Origin of the sequence: Halalkalibacter flavus (genome assembly GCF_036663575.1) — a bacterium.
GTDB lineage: Bacteria > Bacillota > Bacilli > Bacillales > Bacillaceae_D > Halalkalibacter > Halalkalibacter flavus.
Map to the genome: position 1 here is coordinate 1 of NZ_JAWRVK010000043.1, position 23527 is coordinate 23527.

Below are 23527 nucleotides of genomic sequence, written 5' to 3' on the forward strand. Positions count from 1 at the left end.
TGGTGACCCGTACGGGATTCGAACCCGTGTTACCGCCGTGAAAGGGCGGTGTCTTAACCGCTTGACCAACGGGCCAAATAATAAATAGTGGCGGAGAAGGAGGGATTTGAACCCTCGCGCCGCGTAAACGACCTACACCCTTAGCAGGGGCGCCCCTTCAGCCACTTGGGTACTTCTCCATGGCTCCACAGGTAGGACTCGAACCTACGACCGATCGGTTAACAGCCGATAGCTCTACCACTGAGCTACTGTGGAACATTGTTGCCGACTTTAGATATTCTAATACAATATCTTCTTCATGTCAACTTTATTTTCCATCGCCTCGTTCAGCGACTTCTATAATATAGCACAGGACTAGATTAATTTGCAATACTCTATTTTATATTTTTTTAAGTTTTCCTTTACACTTTCCACATACATATTTACGAACATCCAGTTTTCTTTTCCTCTTATAAACAAGGCTGCAGTTTTCACATTGATAACGATGAATGGCACTCGATGTTCTGACTGTCCCTGGTACCACTTCACAAAACCTTGGTGCACCTACTTTTTCCATCAGCCTTTTAAAATCTTGATCGCGATGTTGGTAACCTCTCCCTTGTAAATGCAGATGGTAATGACACAATTCATGCTTAATAATACCAACAAGAGTCTCTGCCCCATAATACAAAAGCTGTTTTGGGTTAATCTCAATGTTATGACTTCTCAGTAAATATCTTCCTCCTGTTGTCCTTAATCGATTATTAAACGACGCTCTATGCTTGAACGGCCACCCAAATTTCTCTAAAGAAACATGCTCAACTAGTCTCTGCAGTTCTTTTTCTGTCATCACTTCTTGTCTTTTCTTCATAAACCTTCACCAATCCCTCAACTTTGACAAACCCTCCTTCATATAATAATCCAAACAGAGTAAGTTGTTAAGGAGTTGGTTGCTTATGCCAGCATGGCTAAGACAACAATTACAGCGTGCGTACCTAGAAAAGGACCGTTACCAAATCAAAGTCCTAAACCAATGTTGGTTCTATTACAAAGAAAAAGAGACTGAGTTTTAATTAATATGTTGCATGAAAAAAGGTGACATAAGATGGGTTACCCTTCATATGTCACCTTTTTTCTATTATGATACGTGCTGTACTTCCGGTTGCTTCATCGTTAATGAAACCCTTCCTTTTTGAACATCAACTTGTTCTACCCAAACAGTAACAATTTCTCCTACTGCAACAACTTCTAATGGGTGTTTAATAAAACGATTAGTCATCTTTGAAATATGAACAAGTCCGTCCTGTTTCACTCCAATATCCACAAATGCACCAAAGTCTACTACATTACGCACAGTCCCTTGAAGTTCCATTCCAGCTTGTAAGTCTTCCATTTTCAAGACATCTTGCTTCAATAACGGTTTTGCCACTTCATCACGAGGGTCTCTTGATGGACGGATCAAGCTATCAACAATATCCTTTAACGTCGGCACCCCAACCTCAAGTTCCGAAGCTAACCCTTCTTTATCGATCGATTGCAATTGTTCTTTAACCTTTTCCGTTCCAATCTCGTCTACTGTAGCCTGAATATGTTTTAGTAATTTTTCAGTTTCTTTATAGCTTTCTGGGTGAATGGCAGTTGAATCTAACGGCTGATCACCATCTTGTATTCTCAAGAAACCAATTGCTTGTTCATACGTCTTCGCTCCAAGGCGAGGAATCTTTTTCAATTGCTTCCGATTTGTAAAACGCCCTTCTTCATCCCTACGTTTTACAATATTTGTTGCAACTGCTTTAGACAACCCTGCGACATACTGCAATAAGGAAACCGAGGCAGTATTTACATTCACACCTACTTGGTTAACAACAGTCTCAACTACAAAAGTTAACGATTCATTCAAACGCTTTTGCGACACATCATGTTGATACTGACCGACACCTACTGATTTCGGATCAATTTTCACTAATTCAGCTAACGGATCTTGAAGCCTACGCGCAATCGACGCTGCACTCCTCTCCTCTACTTGAAGGTCCGGAAACTCTTCTCTCCCTAATTCAGATGCTGAATATACGCTCGCTCCAGCTTCATTTACAATGAGATAATAAACAGGCTTGGTCAACTCTTTCATAACATCAGCTATAAACTGCTCTGTCTCACGAGAGGCTGTCCCATTTCCAATTGCAATCATTTCAACGTCATATTTTTCAATAAAACGTTTCACAACTTCAGTTGCCTTTGCTGTTTCGTTGCGAGGCGGCGTTGGATATACAACAGAGATATCCAGAACTTTCCCGGTTGCATCCACTACAGCTAGTTTACACCCTGTCCGGTAAGCAGGATCGACACCTAACACCGTTTTATCCTTCATCGGTGGCTGCAGCAATAAATGGCGCAAGTTCTCTGCAAAAATATGAATCGCCTGCTCCTCTGCTTTTTCCGTTAACTCATTACGGATATCTCGTTCAATCGACGGCTCAATTAAACGTTTATACCCATCCTCAATCGCTTCCCCTACAACTATAGCCGTAGGCGAGTTAGGGTATCGAACCAATTTACGCTTCGTTTCATTTATAATTCGATCAACAGGGAAGATCAGCGACACACGAAGGATCCCTTCCTTTTCCCCTCTATTCATCGCTAATATTCGGTGGGGAACAATCGACTTAATTGCTTCTTCATATTCGTAATACATTTCAAATACTTGCTTTTCATCCGCCTCTTTATCCTTCAAGGTCGTTTTCATTTTCCCATCTTTAAAACCTATTAACCGAATCGCTTTACGTATTTCAGCATCATCAGATACGGACTCAGCTATAATATCTTTAGCCCCTGAAATAACATCTTCAACAGAAGTTAATTCATGTTCGTCTGATAAGTATTTAGTCGCTTCTTCTTCTACCGCACCCGTTTTTGGAAATGACCGCAGCCAGATAGCAAATGGCTCAAGTCCCTTTTCCTTCGCAACCGTCGCTCTTGTTCTCCGCTTTTGTTTAAAAGGACGATATAAATCTTCTACCTCTTGCAATTTTTTTGCCGCTTGAATTTTCACACGTAACTCATCTGTCAATTTACCTTGTTCATCAATTAACCGGATCACTTCTTCTTGGCGGTTCGCTAACTGATTAGCATACTCCCACTTTTCTACAATTGTTCTAATTTGAACTTCATCTAACCCGCCAGTCATTTCCTTTCGATAGCGTGCTATAAAAGGGACTGTATTCCCTTCTTCAACCAACTTAATTAATTGTTCTATGTATGATGATTTCACATTTAGTTCTTTTGCTATTATTTGAATCGTTTCATTTTGCTTTGTCTCATTCATTCGAACACCTCATCAAATAGAATATGTTAATTTATGATAGCATAAGTTTGTTCCATCCTTCTAGGAACATACCTAAAAGCTGAGCTAATGATAACGATTTACTTGATTAAAAACAAAAAGAGAGATCAAAAACCAACCTCCCCACTCTGCGCTTCTACGAGGACCTCCCTAGCAGGAGGAATTAGTCTTTAATCTCTCTTTTTAATGAAGTTTTCCTACAAGCAACGTTACATCGTCTGAAGCAAAACAATCACTTGAAAAGAACGTATCTGAGATAACTTTAGGAGACGTGAGTTGCATTAACTTTTCTTTCATCGGCCTTTTTTTTACACCATCAGAATATAGCAGAAATACACTACCTTTTATGTAAGGGAAGCTGCTCTCATCTAATTGTCGCTTCTTACCAGACAGGTACCCTCTAGCTGGGATAGGCTGAATTGTTCTTCCATCAGGCAAATACATAATAAAACCAACATTCCCAAAGTTACAGTAACGAACCTCTTGCCTCTTATAGTCAACTTTAATAACAGTCAAGACTGCCCCTCGTTGGTTACTCAATGCACCGTTACACAATTCCACCATCTGCTCAACAGACTTGTGATGATGAGCCTCTATCACTCCCAAAGCCGCTGTAGCCGATTGGAGAGCCCCTTCTCCACTACCTAAACCATCAATAACCGCACAGACAGCGTAATCCGTCCGGTGAATGACTGTATGCGCATCACCACTGCAAGCATTCCCCTGCTTCACTTGTTCAAATACAGCCACTTCAAGCTTGTCATCTTGATAAATCGTCACCATTATAAAATCTCCGAAGGTTCAATTTTAATTGAATCACGTAATTTCTCGAGCGCTCTACGTTGCAAACGTGAAACATGCATCTGAGACATCCCTAGCTTCTCTCCTGTTTCCTTCTGACTATAATTATCAAAATACGTACAGATTAAGATTTGCTTCTCCCGCTCCTCTAGGACACTAAACGCCTTCTCAATTACTAATTTTTTATCTGCTTCGTCATAGCCAGAATCAACATTTCCAACCAAATCTAATAATGTAACCTCACCGCCCTCTTGATCAGCTTCAAGGGACCGATCAACTGATAATGCTTGATAACTTTTGCCCATTTCCATCGTTTCGAGAACTTCTTCTTCTGAAACACCTAAGTAATCAGCTAACTCTTGAACTAAAGGCGACCTCTGTAACTCAGCCGTAAGTGCCTCAACCGCACTTTTAATTTTGGGGCCTAACTCTTTAATCCTCCTAGGGACATGGACACTCCACGTTTTATCTCGTATAAAACGCTTAATCTCTCCTACGATCGTGGGTGCAGCAAACGACTCAAAACTTTTACCCACTTGAGGATCATACCTTTTTAATGCGGCTAATAATCCAACCATCCCCACTTGAAACATGTCTTCCTCGTATTCACGTCCCTTAGAAAACTTACGTGACAACGAACGAACAAGAGCTTCGTAATGTCGCACGAGCTTTAACTGAGATTCCTCGTCACCATGATGCTGATAGTGCTCGATCCACTCATAGACCTGTTCATTGTTCTGGTTGTGTCTGCTGGATTCCACCGACATCCTGTTCCACCTCATCCCCATGAAGGAACTTCGTCATAACAAGCACTATACCTGACTCATCATTGATTTCTATTTTGTCCATCAGCGTACTAATTAAGAACAATCCTAGTCCACCTTCTTTTAAATCTCCAACTGGTCGACTAGCATCTACTGGACCTAAGTGATCTTTTGCTTTCGCTACATCAAAGCTTTGCCCACTATCTGCAACAATAATTTCCATCCGATTCTCATACAACAAAAAAGAGACATTCATCATTCCACTTTCTTCATATGCATGGTTGACAACGTTGGTACATGCTTCTGCAACCGCAATCTTCATATCTTCTATATCGTCATAGGTGAATCCAGCTCGATTGGCAATTCCAGAAACAGTCAAACGGATTACTCCTACATATTCCGGTTTGGCAGGTACGCTCATAAGGATGTGGTCTGCCTCATGTTGATTCATTTTGAACCCTCCTCTTCTTCAATTGCCATCACTTCATCCAATCCCGTAATCGTAAACAGCCGTTGGACTCTTTGAGACATTCCTACAAGAGTAAGGCGAGAATTATTAGCATCTGTAGCTTTTAACGCTCCTATAAAAACCCCTAAGCCTGTACTATCAATATATTGCACGTCCGAAAGGTCAACTTTCACATTGTTACCCTTTTCCGCTAGCGGAATTAGTTCTTCACGCAGTTTCGGTGCTGTATACGCATCAATTTCACCTGCTACATAAAGTACAACAACGTCTGCTTTATTTTCATAACGAATAGATAAATTCATAACGATATCCCCTTCCTAAATGCTGCTAAAGAGTATATACCACATTTTCATAAACCTTAAACTTCTCTTCGAATAATCATTAACGTAAAATCATCTTTTAATTGAAAATCTTGTAGTTTTGCCAATTCATAATAAACACTCTCCACCACTTCCTGTGCGGACAAATGCATGTAGTTCCGAATTAACCCAATGATTTCTTCACGATCAATAAAGCGATCACCAATCCGACTCTCAGTCACACCATCAGATAAGAAAACGATTAAATCACCGGTTTCAATCTTCCTACTATATTCTCTAAATTTCGCATCCCGCGACACACCAAGAGCAATACCTTTTGCAAAAAGCTCTTCGAATTGGTCGTGCTTTGCAAAATAAAAGAATCCAGGTTCATGACCCGCTCCCGAGTAATGGAATTCATGCGTACGAGAATCATAAGAACCATACATCATTGTAATAAACATATTGTCATCTATATTTTGTTCAACAACACGATTTAAATTTTCTAAAAGCGCTGCAGGTTGCAAGCGTTGTTCAGGTAAGCTGTCCATGGCATACTTAATCATCGACATACAAAGTGCAGCCGGCACTCCTTTTCCGATGATATCAGCGATCGCAACACCTACACTTTGATTATCATCCTTAATATAGTGATAATAATCGCCACTCATCTTAGCAGCTGGAACACTAATTACACCAATATCAAGCGAACCTATACTTGGTATCTCCTTTGGCAGCAGTGTTTGCTGCATATTAGCCGCTACCTCAATTTCAGATTCCAATTCTAGCTGGCGATCACGCAGGCTTTGATGTTCACGATAAGCCATACCATACCCCATCATAACTTCAAGCAACAAATCCAGGGAATCAAGAACTTCCTCAGCTATCGTCGGGAACAACTCCTCTAATACTTCACGGTGAACACTAATTAACTCTTCCGGAGAAACCTGATGCTCAAGAAGTACTTTGCTAAATTGTTGAGCTTCGTACAATCCATGCTCACTTTTTTGATGTAAAAACATTTTCAATATATGTTTATACGTTTCCTCTAAATTCTGAACAGTCTCTTTCACAAAAGCCTCCCCTTTTTTACAGCATTAGAAAAAGGTCAGTCCAACAAATAATCTTACCTTAACCACTTCGTAGCTTTAATAACCGTACCTTCCCCAGCTTCAGAATCAATCGTAAATTCATCCATCAACCTTTTTACTCCAGGCAAGCCTGCACCCATCCCACCAGAAGTCGTAAAGCCATCAACCATCACCTGTCTAATATCAGGAATCCCCGGCCCTTGATCTTGAGCAATAATTCTAAGCCCTTTTTTAACACCGATTTTTGATGGCTTTTCCACAACTTCCAAACAGATTTCACCACGTTTAGCATAAAGGTAGATATTACGAGAGAGCTCTGAAATAGCTGTCGTAATTCGGGCCTGATCTACACTTCCGAAACCAATCTCTTTTGATAAGGAGCGGCCCGCTTGCCTAGCCGCAACAATCCCCCACTCATTTTTCACTTCAACACAGGATTGGGTTTTCATCCTCACCCCTCCAATTCTTGCTGCAACTTCGTTAACCCTTGTTCTAAATCTAGTGCAGTTTGAACATCATCAAGTTTAATACCCATGTCGATCAGCGTAATTGCCACAGCAGGCTGTATTCCTGTTAACACAACTTTCGCTCCCATCAAACTAGACATATCTACTACATCTCCAAGTACTTTCGCAATAAACGAATCAATCATGTCGACCGAAGTTAAGTCAATCACCACTCCAAGAGACCCTTCATTATGAATTTTATTAAGAAGGTCTTCTTGAAATTGAAGCGCCGTTTGATCATCAAGCTCTACTTGGATACTTATTAATAAATATTGATGTAACTTTAAAATAGGAATTCTCATCGTATTCCCTCCAACTTACAAGTCGATCATTTTTTTGTTTGTTAATTCTAATGCTGTCTCGATTCCTTTTTTCAACGTACTCTTCGTTGGGAATTTACTTAAGTCGATCCCTAAATTGACAATCGTCTGGGCAATTTCCGGCCTAATCCCAACTAAAATACAAGTTGCCCCAACTAACCTCACAGCTTCAGATGCTTGTATAATATGGTGCGCAACCATTGTATCAACAACTGGAACACCCGTTATATCAATTAAGACTACTTGACTACGGTGTTCAATGACCCCTTCTAACAAGTTCTCCATAATAAGCTTTGCCCTCGCCGTGTCAATGGTTCCTATAAGTGGCATAACAGTTACATCTTCAATTACCGGAATTAAAGGTGCAGACAACTCAAGCAAAGATAGCTTCTGCATTTCAATAATATCTTCCCAATTCCCTGTATAATCATGGACGAGCTGATTTATGATCCCATCAATCCATTCTTCAAGATCACTGAACGTTGACAGCAAAGCTTGTACATCCGATTCACTCTCAGAGAGAAAAGCTAAAAGAACTCGCCGGAACGCTTGGAGTCCTTGTGTGAAATAAGAAAGCGGCCAACCAGCTTGAATATACTTTTCTGCGAATGAACTAAGATGCCCCTTCGCCTCCTCTTGCTCTGTTGTAACCTGGCTTATAATAAAACGCATAAATTCTTGATTCATATTTTCATAGACATCATCAGATATTGAAGTTAAGTAATTATTTGTTCTGACAAGTTCCAATTCTTTTTTCCATTGCTCTAACACTGCATCTCTTTGATTATTAAGCAAAGAAATAATATATGGTTGCATTTCGAAGCCTCCTGTAACATCCTTATCCTTTATTATTCCACGAGAAAAAACGAGTTGCAAAGATAATCGTCTATAAATTATTACATATTTGTTCATATTTCGTTTAACTTAAGCAAAATTCACTGAACAAAAAAAAACCTCGTACGAATACGAGGCTTTCCTTTTAAAAATCAATAAGTCCTAAACTAATGAATAGAGCATCGTTCACACGATTCATCATGTCATCATCTAGATGTGTAATCTTATCAGTTAATCTTTGCTTGTCAATTGTTCGTACTTGCTCTAATAAAATGACGGAATCTCGATCAAAACCATAACGCTTGGCATTGATTTCAACATGGGTCGGTAATTTCGCCTTCTGAATTTGCGCAGTAATTGCAGCAACGATTACGGTCGGGCTGAAACGATTGCCAATATCATTTTGTATGACGAGTACAGGACGAACTCCTCCTTGTTCTGAACCAACAACAGGTGAAAGATCCGCAAAGTATACGTCGCCTCGTTTTACAATCAAAGGCTACACCCCACTCACTAAGCGATCGAGGGTATTCTCTGCTTCCTCCTCGGCAAGAAAAGATTCTGATGCAATGTTTAGGTTAATTTTCGCCATTTCCATGTAACCTTGTTGCATAGTCTCACGAATTTGACGCTTCTTACGTTCGCGAAGATACATCTTTGTAGCTTGTGAAATAAATTCACTACGATTGACGTTCTCTTTTTTGATCACACCGTCCACCTCGTTCAACAAATGTTGTGGCAAATTGATTACAATGCGCTTTGTGTTTTGCTCTGACACAAACATCCACCCCCAGCATCCACCATTAACCTTTTATCCTTACATATACAATACATAAAAAAACAGATAGTTCCTAATTTATCTCTAACATTAATCATAGCACTAGCTAGATCAAAATGCAAAGACCCCTTAGTCTTTCTTTTTCTGTTTTTTCGATTCTATCTTAGAAACTCTTTTATTATTATCCAATTTCAAACTATTTCACGTATACCCTTGGAACCCTTGGTCCAATTACACATGGAATTTCATAATTAATGGTTCCGAGCCTAGCGGCAACTTCATCCATTGTTATTTTATCATTTCCATCTTCACCAATCAATGTTACGACGGTTCCCGCTTCCACTTTTTTTGGTAACTTGACCATGCATTGATCCATACAAATGCGACCAACAAAGGGAACTCTTTCTCCATTAACTAATACTACCCCTCCTGACGTACTATGATACCTTAACCAGCCATCGGCATATCCAATTGGGATCGTTCCAATCCACTCATGTGATTTTGTTTTATACGTCGCACCATAACTAATTGACTCTCCAGGAGGTAGTTCCTTCACCTGAACAAGGCGGCTCTTTAATGAGAAAGCCGGCTTTAACGTAACAGGAAGCTGCTCTGTAATCTCAGGTGAGGGAGTCAATCCATACATCGAAATTCCTAAACGAAATAAGGTAAACATCTTATCTGGAAACCGCATTCCCGCTGCACTGTTTCCACTATGAATAAGCGGTACACGAATCCCCCATCCCTCTACCCAGCCAAGCATTTCCTTAAAACGCTCATGTTGTTTATTTACATAGGTAAGATCTACTTCATCAGCTGTAGCAAAATGAGTATAAATCCCAACTAATTCAAACTGCTCATGTTCTGAGACAACTTGAAAAAGTGATGTTGCTTCCTCTTTCGTTCGAAGACCGACCCTTCCCATACCCGAATCAAACTTCACATGTAATTGGATATGTTCACCTTCAGGAAGAAATTGTTTAGCTTCATTTAACCATTCAGCTTGAAATACGGTAATCATAACATTAAGCCTTGCTGCTACATGAACATCTTTTGGTCTGATTCGACCTAGTACAAGAATAGGAGCTTCTATGCCAGCTTCTCTGAGTGCCAGTGCTTCATCTAACAGAGCTACTGCTAAGTACGTCGCTCCCGACTCTAAAGCCGTCTTGGCCACCTCAACAGCTCCATGCCCATACCCATTTGCCTTTACGACAGCCATTACTTGAACATCCTTATCCATGTAAAGCTCCTTAATCGAAGATACGTTATGAGCAATGGCACTTAAATCAATCTCTGCCCAAGTATCTCGATAATACGTATGACTCATCGCTTCTCCTCCCATACTACATCCTTTTTCTCTAATTTTCGTTTCATTTTACCATAAAGCTAAGAACAAAAGAAAAGACCCAGCTAATTGCTGAGTCTTAACCGAATTATTTCTCTTCTGTACCATACACAGAGCTTGCAATTGACATCATTTCTTCTTGACTTAAATTTTCAGAAGCAAGGAAGAAGTCAACCCCATTGTAAGACCATTGTAATGACTCACTTGTCATGACACCAATTGTAAATCCAAGATCGACTGGCTCACCCTGACTTACGTTCATTGGAGTTGAAGCAGGCACGACTTGACTTTGCTCTTGGATCAACGTAAATGGCTGTTCACCACTATATTGAAGTACGACACGTTCACCGTTTTCTGAATCAATATTTTGAGCAGCGTTGAACTGAGTGCCATCTGGCGTATACATTGGATAATAAACAGTCATCGGCTCTAACGGTTCTGCCATTGCTGGTTCCTCCGTCATTTGAGCACCTGTCATATTACGTTCCATGTCGAAGTCGCCTTCATTAAAGCTTGCATTCCATTCAAAGTTTGTGAAATCAAGTTGAACAAGTACTTCAAGATCTGCATTCATAATCTTCACCTGAGCAGGAGATAAATCCTTCTTATTTAACCTAATTTCTTGAGTATTTAAATTCTTATTTTGATAGTTTGTATTCGTTTGGAACACATAGTAATCCTCATCAGCTTGGAAAGATCGCTCTGGATCCATCAAAATATCTTGGATAAGGGATTCATATAGATATACTTGACTGCTGTTTGTCGGCCAATCGCTTTGGAAACGGAAACTTTTGTTTAAAGCGGGTGTCAACACGAAAACCCCATCATCATTACGTAGGATAATTTGGCTTTGGTCTTTATTTTGATTTTCTAGAGCTACACGATAATAGCTCTTCTTTTGATGCCAAACATCCACTTCATATGTTTGTTGATCCTTTCCTGTTTCTAAAGTCATCGTAGACTTTGCCTTGTACCCAGTCATTTCCTCTAACTTCTCATCTAAGTCTGTCATAATGTCTTCTTGTGTTTTTTCGCCGCAACCTACGAGTATCATAGATAGTAGTAACCCTAGTGTAGCGAACCAGATTGCTTTTTTCATGCTTTCACCCCTTTGTCTCATTTGAAAGAAGAGAGCGAATGCATTCAAGAGACGGCTTACTTCATGCTGTGTGCCCCGTTTCGTTCCTCGGTAAATACGACTGGTATACTTAGCGAGTCAAAGAAAACTAGGAACTTCATGTGGAAATTGACCTAACTTGAATGTTTACCTCTTCTATTCGCACTACAACTATATGAGACAACCTTGAGCAATATGCAGACTAGCTTGACGAGCTTTCAATAATTACTTGAGCAACAGCATAATTTCTACTATGAGAAATAGAAAGGTGAATGTAGCTTTGAAGCCCTGCTACAACTAAGGTTGGCTTTCCACTTTCCTCTTTCAAAATTTCAATATCGTGCCAACTATAACTTTTTGAAATTCCCGTTCCCATTGCTTTTACAAATGCCTCTTTTGCCGCAAATCTCCCAGCTAAAAATTCAATCTTCCGCGTTTTCGAGTATGTTTCAAAAAATTTTTTTTCGTTATCCGTTAAAATCCGCTCTACAAAACGTGGTTGACGTTTCATTATATTTTCTATTCGATCTAACTCTACAATATCAATTCCAATTCCAATGATCACAACAAACCCCCACCTTTATGTAAGCATCTCCTTTGTCCACTTTACATAGGCTAACATAAAACTTTCTATGTAAGTCGAACAGCCCAAACTCTTTCATTTAAGCTATCTTTACTTTTTCTGTTATAATAGCAGATATCAAAGGAGGACGTATTATGTTTATCCGAAATGAAAGCTTCTATTCTTTTAGGCGTCAATATCCCGTTATTACAATCCTTGTAGCGATTCACCTTATTCTATTTGCTTGGATGAACTTTCTCCCTTTTGGAAACTACATCCGCGCTTTAGGGATTGGTTATAACCTAGCTATCGCAAACGGTGAATACTGGCGTCTAATTACTCCCATTTTCATGCATATCGGAGCCGGCCATGTAATTTTCAACTCCTTTTCACTCGTTATTTTCGGTCCTGCTCTTGAAAGAATGTTAGGGAAAATAAAATTCATCCTTGTCTATCTCATAACTGGTATTATAGCCAATATAGCTACGTTTTACCTTGGTGGCCTAACATATCCACCTCATTTAGGTGCATCTGGGGCTATTTTCGGTTTACTTGGCATGTACGTCTATCTTGTCATTAACCGCAAAGACTTAATTGATCGAATAAATTCACAACTTGTTATGACGATTATTGTCATCGGGTTAGTGATGACGTTTGTGAATCCAAACATCAATATACTAGCTCATTTATTTGGCCTAATAGCTGGAGCTGCGCTTGCTCCACTCTTTCTCATCGGTGCAAGGCCTTTTTATGCGGGACAACGAGTTTTCTCTGATCCTAGCGAGCCAGTCTTTGATCCAAATAGGTGGCAGAAAAAAAGACTCAACAGTAAACGTATTAAACAAGCGATTTGGATTGGGTTTGGTATCCTTGTTATTTTTGGGATATTAGGTCGATTTTTATAAATTATAGTTAAAGAAAAGAGGATGACTCCAAATGAATGGATTCACCCTCTTTTCTTCTATCTTTTTAATCCTGAAACAAATGTATTAACATTATGCTCCATCATCTTAATATACGTTTCTGCACCACTACCTTCAAGCCCAACAGCGTCTGTATACACTTCTCCAGCAATGTGTACCCCTGCATCACGAGCTACTGTTTCCATGTAACGAGAATCAACGGTTGTTTCCACAAAAACTGCAGGAAGGTTACGATCTTTTACAATATCAACAAGAGCTGCAATTTGCCCCGGTGTTCCTTCTTCATGAGAGTTTAACTCCCAAATTCCATATGTCTCAAAACCGTATTGCTCTCCAAAATATTGGAAGGCATTTTCGCTTACTGCGATAACACGCTCATCGATTCTTTCCACTTCTGCTTGAATCCAAGCATGAATCTCCTCTAACTCTTGAATATAGGCTTCTGCATTTGCTTGATATTCCTCAGTTCCTTCTGGGTCACGTTCAATTAAGTCATCACGAATATTCTCTACATACGTAATAACATTGGTTACATCTAACCAAGCATGCGGATCTTCACCTTCTTCACCAGCAATCGGTAGAGGAGTCACTCCATCTGAAACAGAAACAATGGAAACATCTCCTGTATTTTGAACAAGACGCTCTAACCATTCTTCTAATCCAAATCCGTTCACATAAAAGACGTCAGCATCACTTACTTTTCGGAAGTCACTAGGTACCGCTTCATACTCATGCGGCTCTTCACCAATTGGCACTAAGTATTCAACATTGGCACGGTCACCTGCTACTTGCTCTGCTAAATCGCCTAAAATCGAGAAACTTGTTACAACCTGTAATTTGTCATTTTCCTGTGCTTCAGCCCCCCCACAAGCAGCCAAAACCATTCCCGCTATTACTGTTATAAACAATAAAATCGACTTCTTCATGTTGCTTCCTCCCCTACACTTGGTTCCTTACCAAAGATATGCATAGGGGCAACTTTTTGTTCCTATTTGTAGTATTTTTCTTTTTCCTTCAATCAAAACTCCTCAACTGGGCAACGAACTAAAAAAAGGAGTTGTGCCAAAAGACTTTTTACCTTTTAGCACAACCCTCATATTGCATTTCTTTAATGTATGTATCTTGTTGTTCGTTTCAACCATTCAATTTTGGAAAATGTACATACCTTTTAGCATTGAGTAAATCAATAACTTCAATTTGATTTGGCAAATGCCCATTTTTTTCATAATAATATCGCTTCGCTACTTCATAATACGTTTGCAATAATGGTTCATCTACCTCTAACAGCATTTTTTCCATAACAATAGCTTCATGATGATGTTCCACCTCATGAGTGGTAACAAAATCAATAGCACAATGTTCAAACGACTCATTGCAAGTATGAAAAGATTTCTTATTATTGATTAAAAAACTTAGTAAGTGATCAATCACAACAGCTGATATCGAGAGGAACTGTTGGATTGAATGAAAGATGTCCCGATCTAGCCTAGCCCAATAATCACTAATTAACCGAAGGATGTAAACATTCGACCTCATTAATTTAGGCGTGGCAACATAAGCTTTAACAATTTCATTAACTGTACTTTGGACAGCTTGTTTCCAGTTATATTCAACAGCTACTTTTCGAAATTCATGGTCGTAGTATTCATAAGGACAATTCAGGAAAGCTTCGTTTAGATTACTGTGCTGAACCATATTTATTTGATTACTTATACTCATATGTTGTTTTCAATTCCTTCGAAGGTGGCAAGATTTTTCATTCTCACAGCCATAATCGCACTTTCCAATTGCTTGATAAATAGAACACCATGAACGTTTCGCATAACAGATAGGGATATCTTGTTCTGTCGCTTTCTTTTTTAGGACACCTGTTAAATTGTGATTGATAAAGTCTGTTAACACTAGTACCAAATCAATATGAGAAGGAATCTCTTTTTTCACCATTTGAACCTTTCGACCACTTACATGAATAATTTCATTAAAGCCTATCTCTTCTAACCTTTTTGGAATCGAGCCTAACCGGTCAGCCCCTACTATTAACAACGAAGACATCACTAACACCCCTTGTGTTGAGAATTGTTATCATTATAGTAATTGAAATTGATTCTCATTGTCAACACTTTTTAGAAAAAAGAACAATATATTCAAAAACTAAAAAAGCACACCAAACTTAGTAGAGTTTGGTGCACTTCAACATTATATTAATATTTCTTCAATAAATAGCGTAAAGGAATAATGGAAACAAGAATAATCAATAGTGCAGCAGGTGCCGCTAAATGATAGATTGCTTCCGTTGCTTCAAAGTAAACTCGTACGGCTAATGTGTCAAATCCGGGAGGTCTAAGCATTAACGTTGCCGGTAGCTCTTTAATAGAACTTACAAATACAAGTGCACCACCGGCTAACACACCAGGCATGATCGATGGAAGAATGACTTTGAACATCACTTTCCAAGGGGGATACCCTAAACTGCGAGCTGCCTCATCAATTCTAGGAGAAACAAGACTTAAGGAAGCCTCCCCAGCCTGCATGGCTTGTGGCAAGAACCGGACAACAAAAGCAAGTGCAATCATATAAAACGTATTGTATAAAGCCGGTATATGATTATTAAAGATAAAAATCATCCCTAACCCGACAATAACACCAGGCAGCGCATATCCTGCATAGCTCAATTTATCAATTCCACTTGAGATAAAAGAAGGATAGCGGGACTTTAAATAAATAATCGGCATTGCAAGCAACATACATAAAATAGCAGCAAAGCCTGAAACCTTAATACTGTTCCACGCAAATCCGAAGAAACGGTCATCTAAGGCCCCCATACCAATTCCAATAATAGACCAATACACAAGAACAATGATCGGAAGCAGAATAGACAAAACAAATACTAGTCCCACATAGAAGACCGCAAGTGGTTTCCACTTCCCAAGAGGTAAAATGTCAGGCTCTCTAAACGTGTTCGTTGTTTGATAGTACTTATTTCTCTTTCTTGTCCTTGCCTCAATCCATAGAATGATAATCGTAAGTAGAATTAACACCAAACTTAAGACAGAAGCTGAAGCTGTATCAAAACTAGCTCGTTGAAAGTAGATCGCCGCTGTAAAAGTGACATAACGAAGCATCGCGATTGCTCCGAAATCAGAAAGAACATAAAGTGAAATTAAAATGGCCCCCGCCCCAATAGCAGGTCGTAAGAATGGTAAATTCACTTTCCAAAATATTTTCGCTGTACTCATCCCTTGCGAACGTGCTACTTCTTCGAAATTTCTATTCATTTTACGTAAAGAAGCACTAGCAATCAAGAAGACATATGGATACGTAAACATCGTTAAAACGAAAAATACACCCCAAAAGGAATATATATTTAACGGATAATCACCGAACGTATTCACTAACCAAGGACTATCTCGCCAAAAATTTCTCGCCCAACCACTTGGTCCAAAAACAATGATATAGGTTACAGCGCCAACATATGGCGGAATGACAAGTGGTAAAGCAAGAACCCATTGCCACATCTTTCTCCCTGGTAAATCAGTCCGGATGACAACCCAAGCTAAGGATACTCCAATAGCGATCGCACATACTGTTACAGCAGCTGTTAGTGAAAACGTATTCCATAATAACTGCGGAATTCTCCCATCTAATAGACGCATCCACCGATCGACTCCCGCAAAGAGCGAGCGCCAAACCACATAAATAATCGGCACGGACATAATAAGTGCTACTACTAGTCCAAATAGCAATAGGATAGGACCTGGCGGATTACCCTGCCAAGTATTAAACCATGTTTTCCGAAAAAAACGGAGAAGGGTTGGGGTATATTCATCCCCAACCTTAGCACTAGGATCATTATTCAATTGGTTGTCATTTTCACGATTGTTATCCATGCTGTCCTCTCCCAAAAAGATTAACGCTTTATTTATTTATTTATTTAAGCTCTAAATCTAAACCGGAATCTTCAATAAGAGCCTTTGTATCCTCAAAATAGTTCCCTAGTTCTTTTAAAGGCATGTCTTGAACTTTTAACTCACTAAAGCTAATCGCAGCTTCGTAAGGTGGGTCTAATTCTGGGTTGATTGGTAGTTCTAACGACTCACCAACAAATGCAAGCTGGTTTTCTGTCTCTAATACCCACTCGATAAATGCTTTTGCGTTTGCTTCATTTGGACCACCATTCACTAGACCTACACCAGCAGCGTTTGCGATTGCTCCCATTTGATCTTCACCTTGGTCAGCGTAAATGAAACCTACATTGTTATCCGTCGGCTCTTCTAATTGTTGGTGATAGTAATAGTTGTTAACTAATCCGAATGCGTGCTCACCCGCACCTACTGCACGACGAATATCACCATGACCTTCAAAGATACCTGCTGCATTTTCTTTAATAGCTTCGATCCATTCAGCTGTCTTTTCATCGCCCCACTCATAACGCAATGCTGATACATGTCCAATCATACCACTGTTACCACCACGAGTGATTGCATACCCATTTTCAACATCTGCCCATTTAGCATCGAATAAGTCTTCCATACTCTTTGGCATTTCTTCTTCTGTAATCATATCTTTATTATAAATGAAACCACGTGCTCTAGCTGATAGAGCGATCCATGCATTATCATCTGCACGGTACTGCTCGTCAATAGATTCAACACCTTCAGGGTCAAAACCTTGCAATAATCCTTGTTGATTTAAAAATTCTAAAGCTCCAAGGTCATTTGAAATAAATACATCTGCTTGAACATTTCCCGCTTCCTCTTGTAGTTGTAGAGGATCCGCTCCGTGTAATGCTAACACTTCAATGCCAGTTTCTTCAGAAAATTTATCAAGTAATGGCTGTACAAAGTTTTCGTTACGTGCTGAGTATACTACAAGTTGTCCATCTAGTTCCACTACTTCTTCAGTTTCTTCACCTGTCTGCTCTTGTGTTTCTTCATCCGCGTTTTCTGCCGGCTCCTCAGCTGCATCATTCGTACCTCCGCATGCTGCCACAACAAAAAGCGACATTGCTAAAATTCCAAACAAGAAAATCTTTAAAGCTTTGTTCATCTCTTCTCCCCCTGTATGTATATGTATTTTTCGGTAAAGTGTAATGATATTCATTATCACCCTCGCCCACAATATGTAGTATAGTGCAATTGATAATCATTGTCAATATTGTTTTTTCTGAAAATATGAAATAAAAAATAGAGCTCTTAAAGTATTTGTATACTTTAAAAGCCCTTATCTTTACGCTTCAACAAGCGCGACTAATTCAGCCTTAATATCAAAGGAAACTACTGAGCCAATTTCAATATCCTGTTCGATAGGAGCATACACAACCATAGGCTGAGATGCTTCATGGTGGTCGCCTAAGCGAACTTCAACCTCTTGATATTCACCACCATACGTAACGCGCTCAACTGTCCCTGAGTAACGGCCATTTTCTGCTAAACGGCAACCTTCAGGACGTATCGAAACACGTACATCCTCTAGTAATTTCTCACTTTGTGTTGGTAAGGAAACACGCCCGATATACGTATCAACATGCTTTAAATCTGAACATAGTGTTCCTTCTAATAAATTCGTTTTTCCTACAAATTGAGCGACGAAGCAATTTTTAGGACAGCGATACATTTCACGAGGAGAGGCAATTTGTTGAATGACACCTTGATTCATTACAACAACACGATCGGAAACTGCAAATGCATCTTTTTGATCGTGAGTAACGATAATAGCCGTTGTGTTCGCCTTCCGTAAAATAACGGTAACGTCATAACGCATGCGTTCACGTAGTCCAGCATCTAAATTACTAAACGGTTCATCCATTAGAACAACATGAGGTCTTGGGGCAAGGGCTCTAGCTAAAGCTACACGTTGCTGTTGTCCACCTGAAAGTTCATTTGGATAACGCTTGCCATACTCTGCTAAACCAACTAATTCTAGAACTTCTTGTGCTCTTTCTTTCTTTGCTCGATTGCTCCATTTATTTAAACCGAACGTTACATTTTTCTCAATTGTAAGATGAGGAAACAATGCATAGTCTTGAAACACCATACCAATTCCTCTTTTTTCAGGAGGAAGATACGTTTTATCACTATATACTTCATTATGATCAATTGTAATTGAACCACTTGTCGGCTGCTCGAAACCAGCGATCATTCGAAGAGTGGTTGTCTTCCCACACCCACTTGGACCTAGGAGTGTGATAATTTCGCCTTTTTCAATATCTAAGTTTATCGTGTCAACAGCTGGTGTTTCCGTTTTCTTGTACAACTTTGTAAGTTGTTTTAATTGAATAAAGCTCATATGTACCTCCCCATTTATGCCCAACCTGAGAATGAATATCAATTTAAATTAAGTTTATCACATGTATTTCGAAAGCGTCAACGCTTATTCCTACTATATTAGTATGAAAAAGAGCATACGCGACAGTGCATACTCTTCGTACTAAAGATTTGTAATTATTTCATGTCCGATAGATTAATGTTTCTTATTTGTTAATTATTAAAAACTTGTTACAGACGACAAAATACCATCAACCAGTAGCTTGTTTTTAAATTTTTTTCAAAAGGAGTTGTACTTACTTCTGCTTTTTTTGTAAAGTTAATAAGTACACTTAGCGAGGTGAAAAGATGATTGCAAATATGACGGAAGATCAATTATTAGTATTAGTGATTAAATATATGAAGGAAGCAAAGCGTGGCGCCCTACAGGAACTGCTTGATGAGTTGCACCCCTATGACTTTGCACAACTTTACAAAGGATTGCCAGAGAAGCACCATCATAAATTTCTAACATTTTTAACCCCGTCTCAAATTGCCGCACTCATACAAGAACTTGAGTATGAAATGCAAATTGAGATTTTACATAAACTTGGGATTGAGCGTTCGTCCAAAGTAATGGATCATATGGATAATGACGATCTAGCTGACTTGTTAAATGAACTGTCTATCGATAAAATCCAAGAGTTTTTAGATATTATGAAGAATGAAGATTCTAAGACGATTCAATCACTAATGAGTTATCCAGCAGATACAGCTGGTGGAATTATGACCAATCAGTTTATTTGGATTCACGCGGATCAAACCGTAAGACAAGCTGTAGATAAATTAAAGGAATATGCTAGCTTTTCGGAGAACATTTACTATCTTTATGTTATTAATGATGAAGATAAACTTGTTGGCGTAGTTTCCTATCGCGATTTATTAATTGCTGACATTAACGATATTATTGAAGATTTAATGTTTACTCGTGTTGTTTCGGTTCACGTTGATGATGATCAAGAAGAAGTCGCACAGACGATTGAACGATATGATTTTATCGCTGTACCCGTTGTGGACGACCACAACGTTTTAAAAGGGATTATCACTGTCGACGATGCCATTGACGTTGTCATCCAAGAGGCCAATGAAGACATTGAAAAGTTATCCGCTACCGGGAAGGCGATCGACTTCAATACGAAAGCCGTAACGGCTTCTGTTCGCCGCTTACCTTGGTTAGTATTATTATTATTTATCGGGCTTGTATCCGGGAGTATTATTAGCGGTTTCGAGGAAACACTTGAACAAGTAGTAGCCTTAATCTTTTTTATGCCCATGATTGCGGGAATGACTGGTAATACAGGAACACAATCTTTAGCAGTTGTCGTTCGAGGAATTATAACAAATGATACCGACCGAAAAACAGTTGTTAAATTAATTTTCCGAGAGCTACGGGTCGGAATCATTATCGGCTTAACTTGTGGAGTACTTATTTTCTTAATAGCTTACTTCTGGATTGGAAGTTTAACTCTAGGGTTTGTTGTTGGAACCTCTCTATTAATTACATTAATTGTTGGGACCTTAGCAGGAACCATCATCCCATTAACGTTAAATCGCTTTGGAGTCGATCCAGCTGTTGCGTCTGGTCCACTTATTACGACTTTAAATGATATTTTCTCTTTAATCATTTATTTCGGCATAGCTACAGCATTCTTAACACAATTATCAGGATTATAGTAAAAAATACGAGGCTGTCTCAAAGATCGTTTGAGACAGCCTCTTCTATCTTGTTAACATATCCCCAATGACCCAATAACCAATTCCATACAATATTACAATAATTGAGATCAGTAGAAACAGTTTTTTATTTGACATTCTCATAACAGACCACCTTTAGCTTTGCTCTTGCTAGTTAGTATACTACATTTTGGGCGAGATACGCTTAACACTGTTATGAACAAAGAATGAAAGGTGGCGTAAACACTTACACTTTCTCGTGAAGAAGATATGCTCTTGTATATAGATGTTCAATATCCTCATCCGTCATCATCATTAACTTTCTTTCCGTTAACCCTTGAACCTTATTTAAAAACTCGATCATGTTCTCTCTTTCTTGCCTGCTCATTTAAATCGCCTCCTGTAGTAATACAATTTATTTTACTTAATTGTATTATATAACAGAGAGAACGAAAACGTCAACGGAATTTTCAGAAAAAAGGCCCGTTTTTTTATATGGCTCTTTTCGCAAGGATTATTTATTTAAAAATCGATGAGAACGAAAGTGGAATGGAGCGGACCTGTTAAGGGAAAAATGATTAAAAACAACAAAATATACGAAAACAGCCTTTTATATTTACTTATATGCCAAATAAAAGGAATGCCAAAATACATATAGCATCCCTAATCTTCCTATTTAATAATTAACACTGGACAAGCTGCTCTCTTCACTACTTTATGACTAACACTACCAAGGATCATTTGCTGAAACTGATTCAATCCTCTACTTCCAATGACAATTAAATCTGCATCAACCTCCACTGAAAAATCAACTAATGTAGAAGCTGGTTCGCCGCGCAAAATCCGCACTTCATAATCAATGCCTTCTTTTTTTGCATTCGCTTCTACAATTTTAAATTTCTGTTTACGTTTTTCAGCAATTCCTAAGGAGTTCCATGTTTGTAATACATCCGCCTTTGAAGTAGTCCCATCAACTACATAGACAACATACGTATACGCCCCACTTATCTTAGCCAAGTCAATTGCTTTTTCTGCTGCTCTAATGGATTGCTCAGACCCATCCAACGCCACAATCATCTTAGTAAACATGAACTCCCTCCTTAGAGGGTACTGAAAGGAAAACCGTCCTTTTTCAGTACCTCTTCAATAGAGCTATTTTCCCTATATTTTATCCATACACAAAGAAGGGGTGTGTCATTACTACTAAATAAAGAAAATCAAACAAAGGTAATTTGAAATTAAAGTGTCAGGTTGGAGTTAGCATTTTCATCCCATGCCCTTCCATGAGTCAAGCTCTTGACCTCTTTAAGAACTTTGACTATATTTTCTCTACAAAAAGCCTTATGGTAAACTAAATACATCGAGGTGATACTAATGGATTACAGCCAAATGTGCCCCAAATACGAGCATGCAATCGAGTTATTAGGAAAAAGGTGGACTGGGCTTATCATTCGAGTTCTACTAGATGGACCAAAACGGTTTAAAGATATAAAAGCACAAATACCAGATATGAGTGATCGGATATTGACTGAGCGAATGAAAGAGCTAGAACATCAATCTATTGTAACCAGAAGCGTCTTTCCAGAGAAACCTGTGCGGATTGAATACTCCTTAACAGAAAAAGGCCTTGCACTTGAGCCAGTCATTAAATCAATTCAAACCTGGAGCGAGAAGTGGACATAAAAGAGGCTGTATCCAAAGGTCTGCTTTTTGACCTTTGGATACAGCCTCAAAGCAATGAGCTAAACCGTCGCAGTCTTTTGAGCCTGTTATGAGTGGTCTTCTCATAATAGGCGCGCGACGAGTGTGCCATTGCAAATCTATCCAAAGGTCTGCTTTTTGACCTTTGGATACAGCCTCAAAGCAATGAGCTAGAGCTAAACTAAAACATTCGATTTCTATTGAGAGGACCTTCTTGTATGTCACTTTACCAAATACGTCTTTGTCCACTTATCATATTACGTCCGTCTTTTCCTGCCAAATGACATAAGAAAAAAAGGAAATAATAGATATTTTAACATCTCTCGACAAAAAAATTGTAAACCACTTGGCTTTTCTGCGTCCTCATTATAAACATATAAATCAACTATTCTCATTCCAATTGTTCTTTTTTCTTTGAAGGCATAGAGAGCATGAATCATTAAAAAAACAATAAAGATAACGGTCCAATTTATAAGATACAAATGAAATTCGTTTTCCCACATATACTTACGGATAAATACGATATTGTCTGAAGGTGCCTCCGATTGTACGACCATCCAAAATGTTGTAATTGTACTAGTTGTAATGAGAATAAGAGATAAGAAAATAAAGTCAAAAAACCCAGCTGCTAAACGAAACCATCCACTCGCTCTTTGTTCTTCATTTAATAAACGTTGAACCCACTGATTCTCCTTTTGTTCAGCAATCAATCTCTTTTC

The 23527-nt window shown here is 38.9% G+C and carries 28 protein-coding genes and 3 tRNA genes; 4 read left to right on the forward strand and 27 right to left on the reverse strand.

Going from position 1 to position 23527, the window contains the following annotated elements; all coding sequences use genetic code 11:
* From SAY88_RS20445 to SAY88_RS20460, 4 genes are all read right to left on the reverse strand, one after another.
* A tRNA-Glu gene (locus tag SAY88_RS20445) sits at positions 1 to 75 on the reverse strand.
* A 13-nt stretch (positions 76 to 88) separates the two neighbouring features.
* A tRNA-Ser gene (locus tag SAY88_RS20450) sits at positions 89 to 179 on the reverse strand.
* Between the two features lies 1 nt (position 180).
* Positions 181 to 255: transfer RNA gene (locus SAY88_RS20455), tRNA-Asn, on the reverse strand.
* Positions 256 to 379: 124 nt separating this feature from the next.
* Positions 380 to 829: a SprT family protein gene (locus tag SAY88_RS20460; RefSeq protein WP_332634033.1), complete on the reverse strand. Its 450-nt coding sequence runs from the start codon at positions 827 to 829 to the stop codon at positions 380 to 382.
* A 106-nt stretch (positions 830 to 935) separates the two neighbouring features.
* Between SAY88_RS20460 and cmpA the strand changes: the two genes are divergently transcribed.
* Complete coding sequence (cmpA, locus tag SAY88_RS20465) at positions 936 to 1052, forward strand: cortex morphogenetic protein CmpA (RefSeq protein WP_332633999.1); 117 nt, start codon at positions 936 to 938, stop codon at positions 1050 to 1052.
* A 65-nt stretch (positions 1053 to 1117) separates the two neighbouring features.
* Here the strand turns inward: cmpA and SAY88_RS20470 are convergent, their stop codons facing one another.
* The 14 genes from SAY88_RS20470 to acpS all read right to left on the reverse strand — a co-directional run bounded on the left by SAY88_RS20470 (position 1118) and on the right by acpS (position 12211).
* The gene (locus SAY88_RS20470) at positions 1118 to 3301 is read right to left on the reverse strand and encodes a Tex family protein (RefSeq protein WP_332634000.1); all 2184 of its coding nucleotides are present in this window, start codon (positions 3299 to 3301) and stop codon (positions 1118 to 1120) included.
* A gap of 201 nt (positions 3302 to 3502) precedes the next feature.
* Complete coding sequence (locus tag SAY88_RS20475; RefSeq protein ID WP_332634001.1) at positions 3503 to 4102, reverse strand: SpoIIE family protein phosphatase; 600 nt, start codon at positions 4100 to 4102, stop codon at positions 3503 to 3505.
* A complete protein-coding gene (sigB, locus tag SAY88_RS20480) occupies positions 4102 to 4887 on the reverse strand; it encodes an RNA polymerase sigma factor SigB (protein ID WP_332634002.1) in 786 nt (261 codons plus the stop codon). Before sigB ends, SAY88_RS20475 begins: the two co-directional genes overlap by 1 nt.
* The gene (gene rsbW / locus SAY88_RS20485; RefSeq protein ID WP_250098488.1) at positions 4850 to 5335 is read right to left on the reverse strand and encodes an anti-sigma B factor RsbW; all 486 of its coding nucleotides are present in this window, start codon (positions 5333 to 5335) and stop codon (positions 4850 to 4852) included. Before rsbW ends, sigB begins: the two co-directional genes overlap by 38 nt.
* Positions 5332 to 5655, reverse strand: a complete 324-nt coding sequence (locus tag SAY88_RS20490; protein WP_332634003.1) for an STAS domain-containing protein — start codon at positions 5653 to 5655, stop codon at positions 5332 to 5334. The genes rsbW and SAY88_RS20490 overlap by 4 nt, the downstream gene beginning before the upstream one ends.
* Before the next feature lie 56 nt (positions 5656 to 5711).
* Positions 5712 to 6725 (reverse strand): PP2C family protein-serine/threonine phosphatase, encoded by a 1014-nt coding sequence (locus tag SAY88_RS20495; protein WP_332634004.1) that lies wholly within the window; start codon positions 6723 to 6725, stop codon positions 5712 to 5714.
* Positions 6726 to 6778: 53 nt separating this feature from the next.
* A complete protein-coding gene (locus SAY88_RS20500) occupies positions 6779 to 7192 on the reverse strand; it encodes an anti-sigma regulatory factor (protein WP_250098490.1) in 414 nt (137 codons plus the stop codon).
* A gap of 2 nt (positions 7193 to 7194) precedes the next feature.
* On the reverse strand, positions 7195 to 7551 hold the full coding sequence (locus SAY88_RS20505) for an STAS domain-containing protein (protein ID WP_332634005.1): 357 nt from the start codon (positions 7549 to 7551) through the stop codon (positions 7195 to 7197).
* Between the two features lie 15 nt (positions 7552 to 7566).
* Entirely contained in the window at positions 7567 to 8385 is an 819-nt protein-coding gene (locus SAY88_RS20510; RefSeq protein ID WP_332634006.1) for an RsbT co-antagonist protein RsbRA, read from the reverse strand.
* A gap of 163 nt (positions 8386 to 8548) precedes the next feature.
* Positions 8549 to 8899 (reverse strand): type II toxin-antitoxin system PemK/MazF family toxin, encoded by a 351-nt coding sequence (locus SAY88_RS20515; protein ID WP_034631315.1) that lies wholly within the window; start codon positions 8897 to 8899, stop codon positions 8549 to 8551.
* A gap of 3 nt (positions 8900 to 8902) precedes the next feature.
* The gene (locus SAY88_RS20520) at positions 8903 to 9187 is read right to left on the reverse strand and encodes a CopG family ribbon-helix-helix protein (RefSeq protein WP_034631317.1); all 285 of its coding nucleotides are present in this window, start codon (positions 9185 to 9187) and stop codon (positions 8903 to 8905) included.
* A gap of 190 nt (positions 9188 to 9377) precedes the next feature.
* Positions 9378 to 10511: an alanine racemase gene (gene alr / locus SAY88_RS20525; RefSeq protein WP_332634007.1), complete on the reverse strand. Its 1134-nt coding sequence runs from the start codon at positions 10509 to 10511 to the stop codon at positions 9378 to 9380.
* Positions 10512 to 10617: 106 nt separating this feature from the next.
* Complete coding sequence (locus SAY88_RS20530; RefSeq protein ID WP_332634008.1) at positions 10618 to 11628, reverse strand: LolA family protein; 1011 nt, start codon at positions 11626 to 11628, stop codon at positions 10618 to 10620.
* A gap of 220 nt (positions 11629 to 11848) precedes the next feature.
* Entirely contained in the window at positions 11849 to 12211 is a 363-nt protein-coding gene (gene acpS / locus SAY88_RS20535; protein ID WP_332634009.1) for a holo-ACP synthase, read from the reverse strand.
* Positions 12212 to 12363: 152 nt separating this feature from the next.
* Here acpS and SAY88_RS20540 point away from each other — a divergent pair, with 152 nt between their 5' ends.
* A complete protein-coding gene (locus tag SAY88_RS20540) occupies positions 12364 to 13113 on the forward strand; it encodes a rhomboid family intramembrane serine protease (RefSeq protein WP_332634010.1) in 750 nt (249 codons plus the stop codon).
* 56 nt (positions 13114 to 13169) lie between these two features.
* Here SAY88_RS20540 and SAY88_RS20545 read toward each other — a convergent pair whose 3' ends face one another.
* The 6 genes from SAY88_RS20545 to SAY88_RS20570 all read right to left on the reverse strand — a co-directional run bounded on the left by SAY88_RS20545 (position 13170) and on the right by SAY88_RS20570 (position 19416).
* Entirely contained in the window at positions 13170 to 14057 is an 888-nt protein-coding gene (locus SAY88_RS20545; protein ID WP_332634011.1) for a metal ABC transporter substrate-binding protein, read from the reverse strand.
* Between the two features lie 208 nt (positions 14058 to 14265).
* Positions 14266 to 14850, reverse strand: a complete 585-nt coding sequence (locus SAY88_RS20550) for a hypothetical protein (RefSeq protein WP_332634012.1) — start codon at positions 14848 to 14850, stop codon at positions 14266 to 14268.
* Between the two features lie 9 nt (positions 14851 to 14859).
* Positions 14860 to 15183 carry a DUF2325 domain-containing protein gene (locus tag SAY88_RS20555; protein ID WP_332634013.1) on the reverse strand — a complete coding sequence of 108 codons (324 nt, stop codon included), beginning with the start codon at positions 15181 to 15183 and terminating at the stop codon, positions 14860 to 14862.
* A 149-nt stretch (positions 15184 to 15332) separates the two neighbouring features.
* Positions 15333 to 17018, reverse strand: a complete 1686-nt coding sequence (locus SAY88_RS20560) for an ABC transporter permease (RefSeq protein ID WP_332634014.1) — start codon at positions 17016 to 17018, stop codon at positions 15333 to 15335.
* A gap of 40 nt (positions 17019 to 17058) precedes the next feature.
* The gene (locus SAY88_RS20565; RefSeq protein ID WP_332634015.1) at positions 17059 to 18177 is read right to left on the reverse strand and encodes an extracellular solute-binding protein; all 1119 of its coding nucleotides are present in this window, start codon (positions 18175 to 18177) and stop codon (positions 17059 to 17061) included.
* Positions 18178 to 18357: 180 nt separating this feature from the next.
* On the reverse strand, positions 18358 to 19416 hold the full coding sequence (locus SAY88_RS20570; protein ID WP_332634016.1) for an ABC transporter ATP-binding protein: 1059 nt from the start codon (positions 19414 to 19416) through the stop codon (positions 18358 to 18360).
* A gap of 326 nt (positions 19417 to 19742) precedes the next feature.
* Here SAY88_RS20570 and mgtE point away from each other — a divergent pair, with 326 nt between their 5' ends.
* Positions 19743 to 21107, forward strand: a complete 1365-nt coding sequence (gene mgtE, locus SAY88_RS20575; protein WP_332634017.1) for a magnesium transporter — start codon at positions 19743 to 19745, stop codon at positions 21105 to 21107.
* 247 nt (positions 21108 to 21354) lie between these two features.
* Here mgtE and SAY88_RS20580 read toward each other — a convergent pair whose 3' ends face one another.
* Positions 21355 to 21495: a BH0509 family protein gene (locus tag SAY88_RS20580; protein WP_332634018.1), complete on the reverse strand. Its 141-nt coding sequence runs from the start codon at positions 21493 to 21495 to the stop codon at positions 21355 to 21357.
* 284 nt (positions 21496 to 21779) lie between these two features.
* Positions 21780 to 22196: a universal stress protein gene (locus tag SAY88_RS20585; protein ID WP_332634019.1), complete on the reverse strand. Its 417-nt coding sequence runs from the start codon at positions 22194 to 22196 to the stop codon at positions 21780 to 21782.
* 285 nt (positions 22197 to 22481) lie between these two features.
* On the opposite strand from SAY88_RS20585, the gene SAY88_RS20590 reads away from it, so the two are divergent.
* On the forward strand, positions 22482 to 22790 hold the full coding sequence (locus SAY88_RS20590; RefSeq protein WP_332634020.1) for a winged helix-turn-helix transcriptional regulator: 309 nt from the start codon (positions 22482 to 22484) through the stop codon (positions 22788 to 22790).
* A gap of 275 nt (positions 22791 to 23065) precedes the next feature.
* Here the strand turns inward: SAY88_RS20590 and SAY88_RS20595 are convergent, their stop codons facing one another.
* Entirely contained in the window at positions 23066 to 23518 is a 453-nt protein-coding gene (locus SAY88_RS20595; RefSeq protein WP_332634021.1) for an RDD family protein, read from the reverse strand.
* Positions 23519 to 23527 lie beyond the last annotated feature (9 nt).

Coding starts and splice junctions, on each gene's coding strand:
- alr (WP_332634007.1), bottom strand. CDS start 10,511: ATGAGTCATACGTATTATCGAGATACTTGGGCAGAGATTGATTTAAGT.
- SAY88_RS20520 (WP_034631317.1), bottom strand. CDS start 9,187: ATGTTTGTGTCAGAGCAAAACACAAAGCGCATTGTAATCAATTTGCCA.
- SAY88_RS20545 (WP_332634011.1), bottom strand. CDS start 14,057: ATGAAGAAGTCGATTTTATTGTTTATAACAGTAATAGCGGGAATGGTT.
- SAY88_RS20565 (WP_332634015.1), bottom strand. CDS start 18,177: ATGAACAAAGCTTTAAAGATTTTCTTGTTTGGAATTTTAGCAATGTCG.
- SAY88_RS20500 (WP_250098490.1), bottom strand. CDS start 7,192: ATGAAAACCCAATCCTGTGTTGAAGTGAAAAATGAGTGGGGGATTGTT.
- SAY88_RS20585 (WP_332634019.1), bottom strand. CDS start 22,196: ATGTTTACTAAGATGATTGTGGCGTTGGATGGGTCTGAGCAATCCATT.
- mgtE (WP_332634017.1), top strand. CDS start 19,743: ATGATTGCAAATATGACGGAAGATCAATTATTAGTATTAGTGATTAAA.
- SAY88_RS20590 (WP_332634020.1), top strand. CDS start 22,482: ATGGATTACAGCCAAATGTGCCCCAAATACGAGCATGCAATCGAGTTA.
- SAY88_RS20580 (WP_332634018.1), bottom strand. CDS start 21,495: ATGAGCAGGCAAGAAAGAGAGAACATGATCGAGTTTTTAAATAAGGTT.
- rsbW (WP_250098488.1), bottom strand. CDS start 5,335: ATGAATCAACATGAGGCAGACCACATCCTTATGAGCGTACCTGCCAAA.
- SAY88_RS20570 (WP_332634016.1), bottom strand. CDS start 19,416: ATGAGCTTTATTCAATTAAAACAACTTACAAAGTTGTACAAGAAAACG.
- SAY88_RS20505 (WP_332634005.1), bottom strand. CDS start 7,551: ATGAGAATTCCTATTTTAAAGTTACATCAATATTTATTAATAAGTATC.
- SAY88_RS20510 (WP_332634006.1), bottom strand. CDS start 8,385: ATGCAACCATATATTATTTCTTTGCTTAATAATCAAAGAGATGCAGTG.
- SAY88_RS20550 (WP_332634012.1), bottom strand. CDS start 14,850: ATGAGTATAAGTAATCAAATAAATATGGTTCAGCACAGTAATCTAAAC.
- SAY88_RS20555 (WP_332634013.1), bottom strand. CDS start 15,183: ATGTCTTCGTTGTTAATAGTAGGGGCTGACCGGTTAGGCTCGATTCCA.
- cmpA (WP_332633999.1), top strand. CDS start 936: ATGCCAGCATGGCTAAGACAACAATTACAGCGTGCGTACCTAGAAAAG.
- SAY88_RS20490 (WP_332634003.1), bottom strand. CDS start 5,655: ATGAATTTATCTATTCGTTATGAAAATAAAGCAGACGTTGTTGTACTT.
- sigB (WP_332634002.1), bottom strand. CDS start 4,887: ATGTCGGTGGAATCCAGCAGACACAACCAGAACAATGAACAGGTCTAT.
- SAY88_RS20540 (WP_332634010.1), top strand. CDS start 12,364: ATGTTTATCCGAAATGAAAGCTTCTATTCTTTTAGGCGTCAATATCCC.
- SAY88_RS20560 (WP_332634014.1), bottom strand. CDS start 17,018: ATGGATAACAATCGTGAAAATGACAACCAATTGAATAATGATCCTAGT.
- SAY88_RS20470 (WP_332634000.1), bottom strand. CDS start 3,301: ATGAATGAGACAAAGCAAAATGAAACGATTCAAATAATAGCAAAAGAA.
- SAY88_RS20475 (WP_332634001.1), bottom strand. CDS start 4,102: ATGGTGACGATTTATCAAGATGACAAGCTTGAAGTGGCTGTATTTGAA.
- SAY88_RS20460 (WP_332634033.1), bottom strand. CDS start 829: ATGACAGAAAAAGAACTGCAGAGACTAGTTGAGCATGTTTCTTTAGAG.
- SAY88_RS20530 (WP_332634008.1), bottom strand. CDS start 11,628: ATGAAAAAAGCAATCTGGTTCGCTACACTAGGGTTACTACTATCTATG.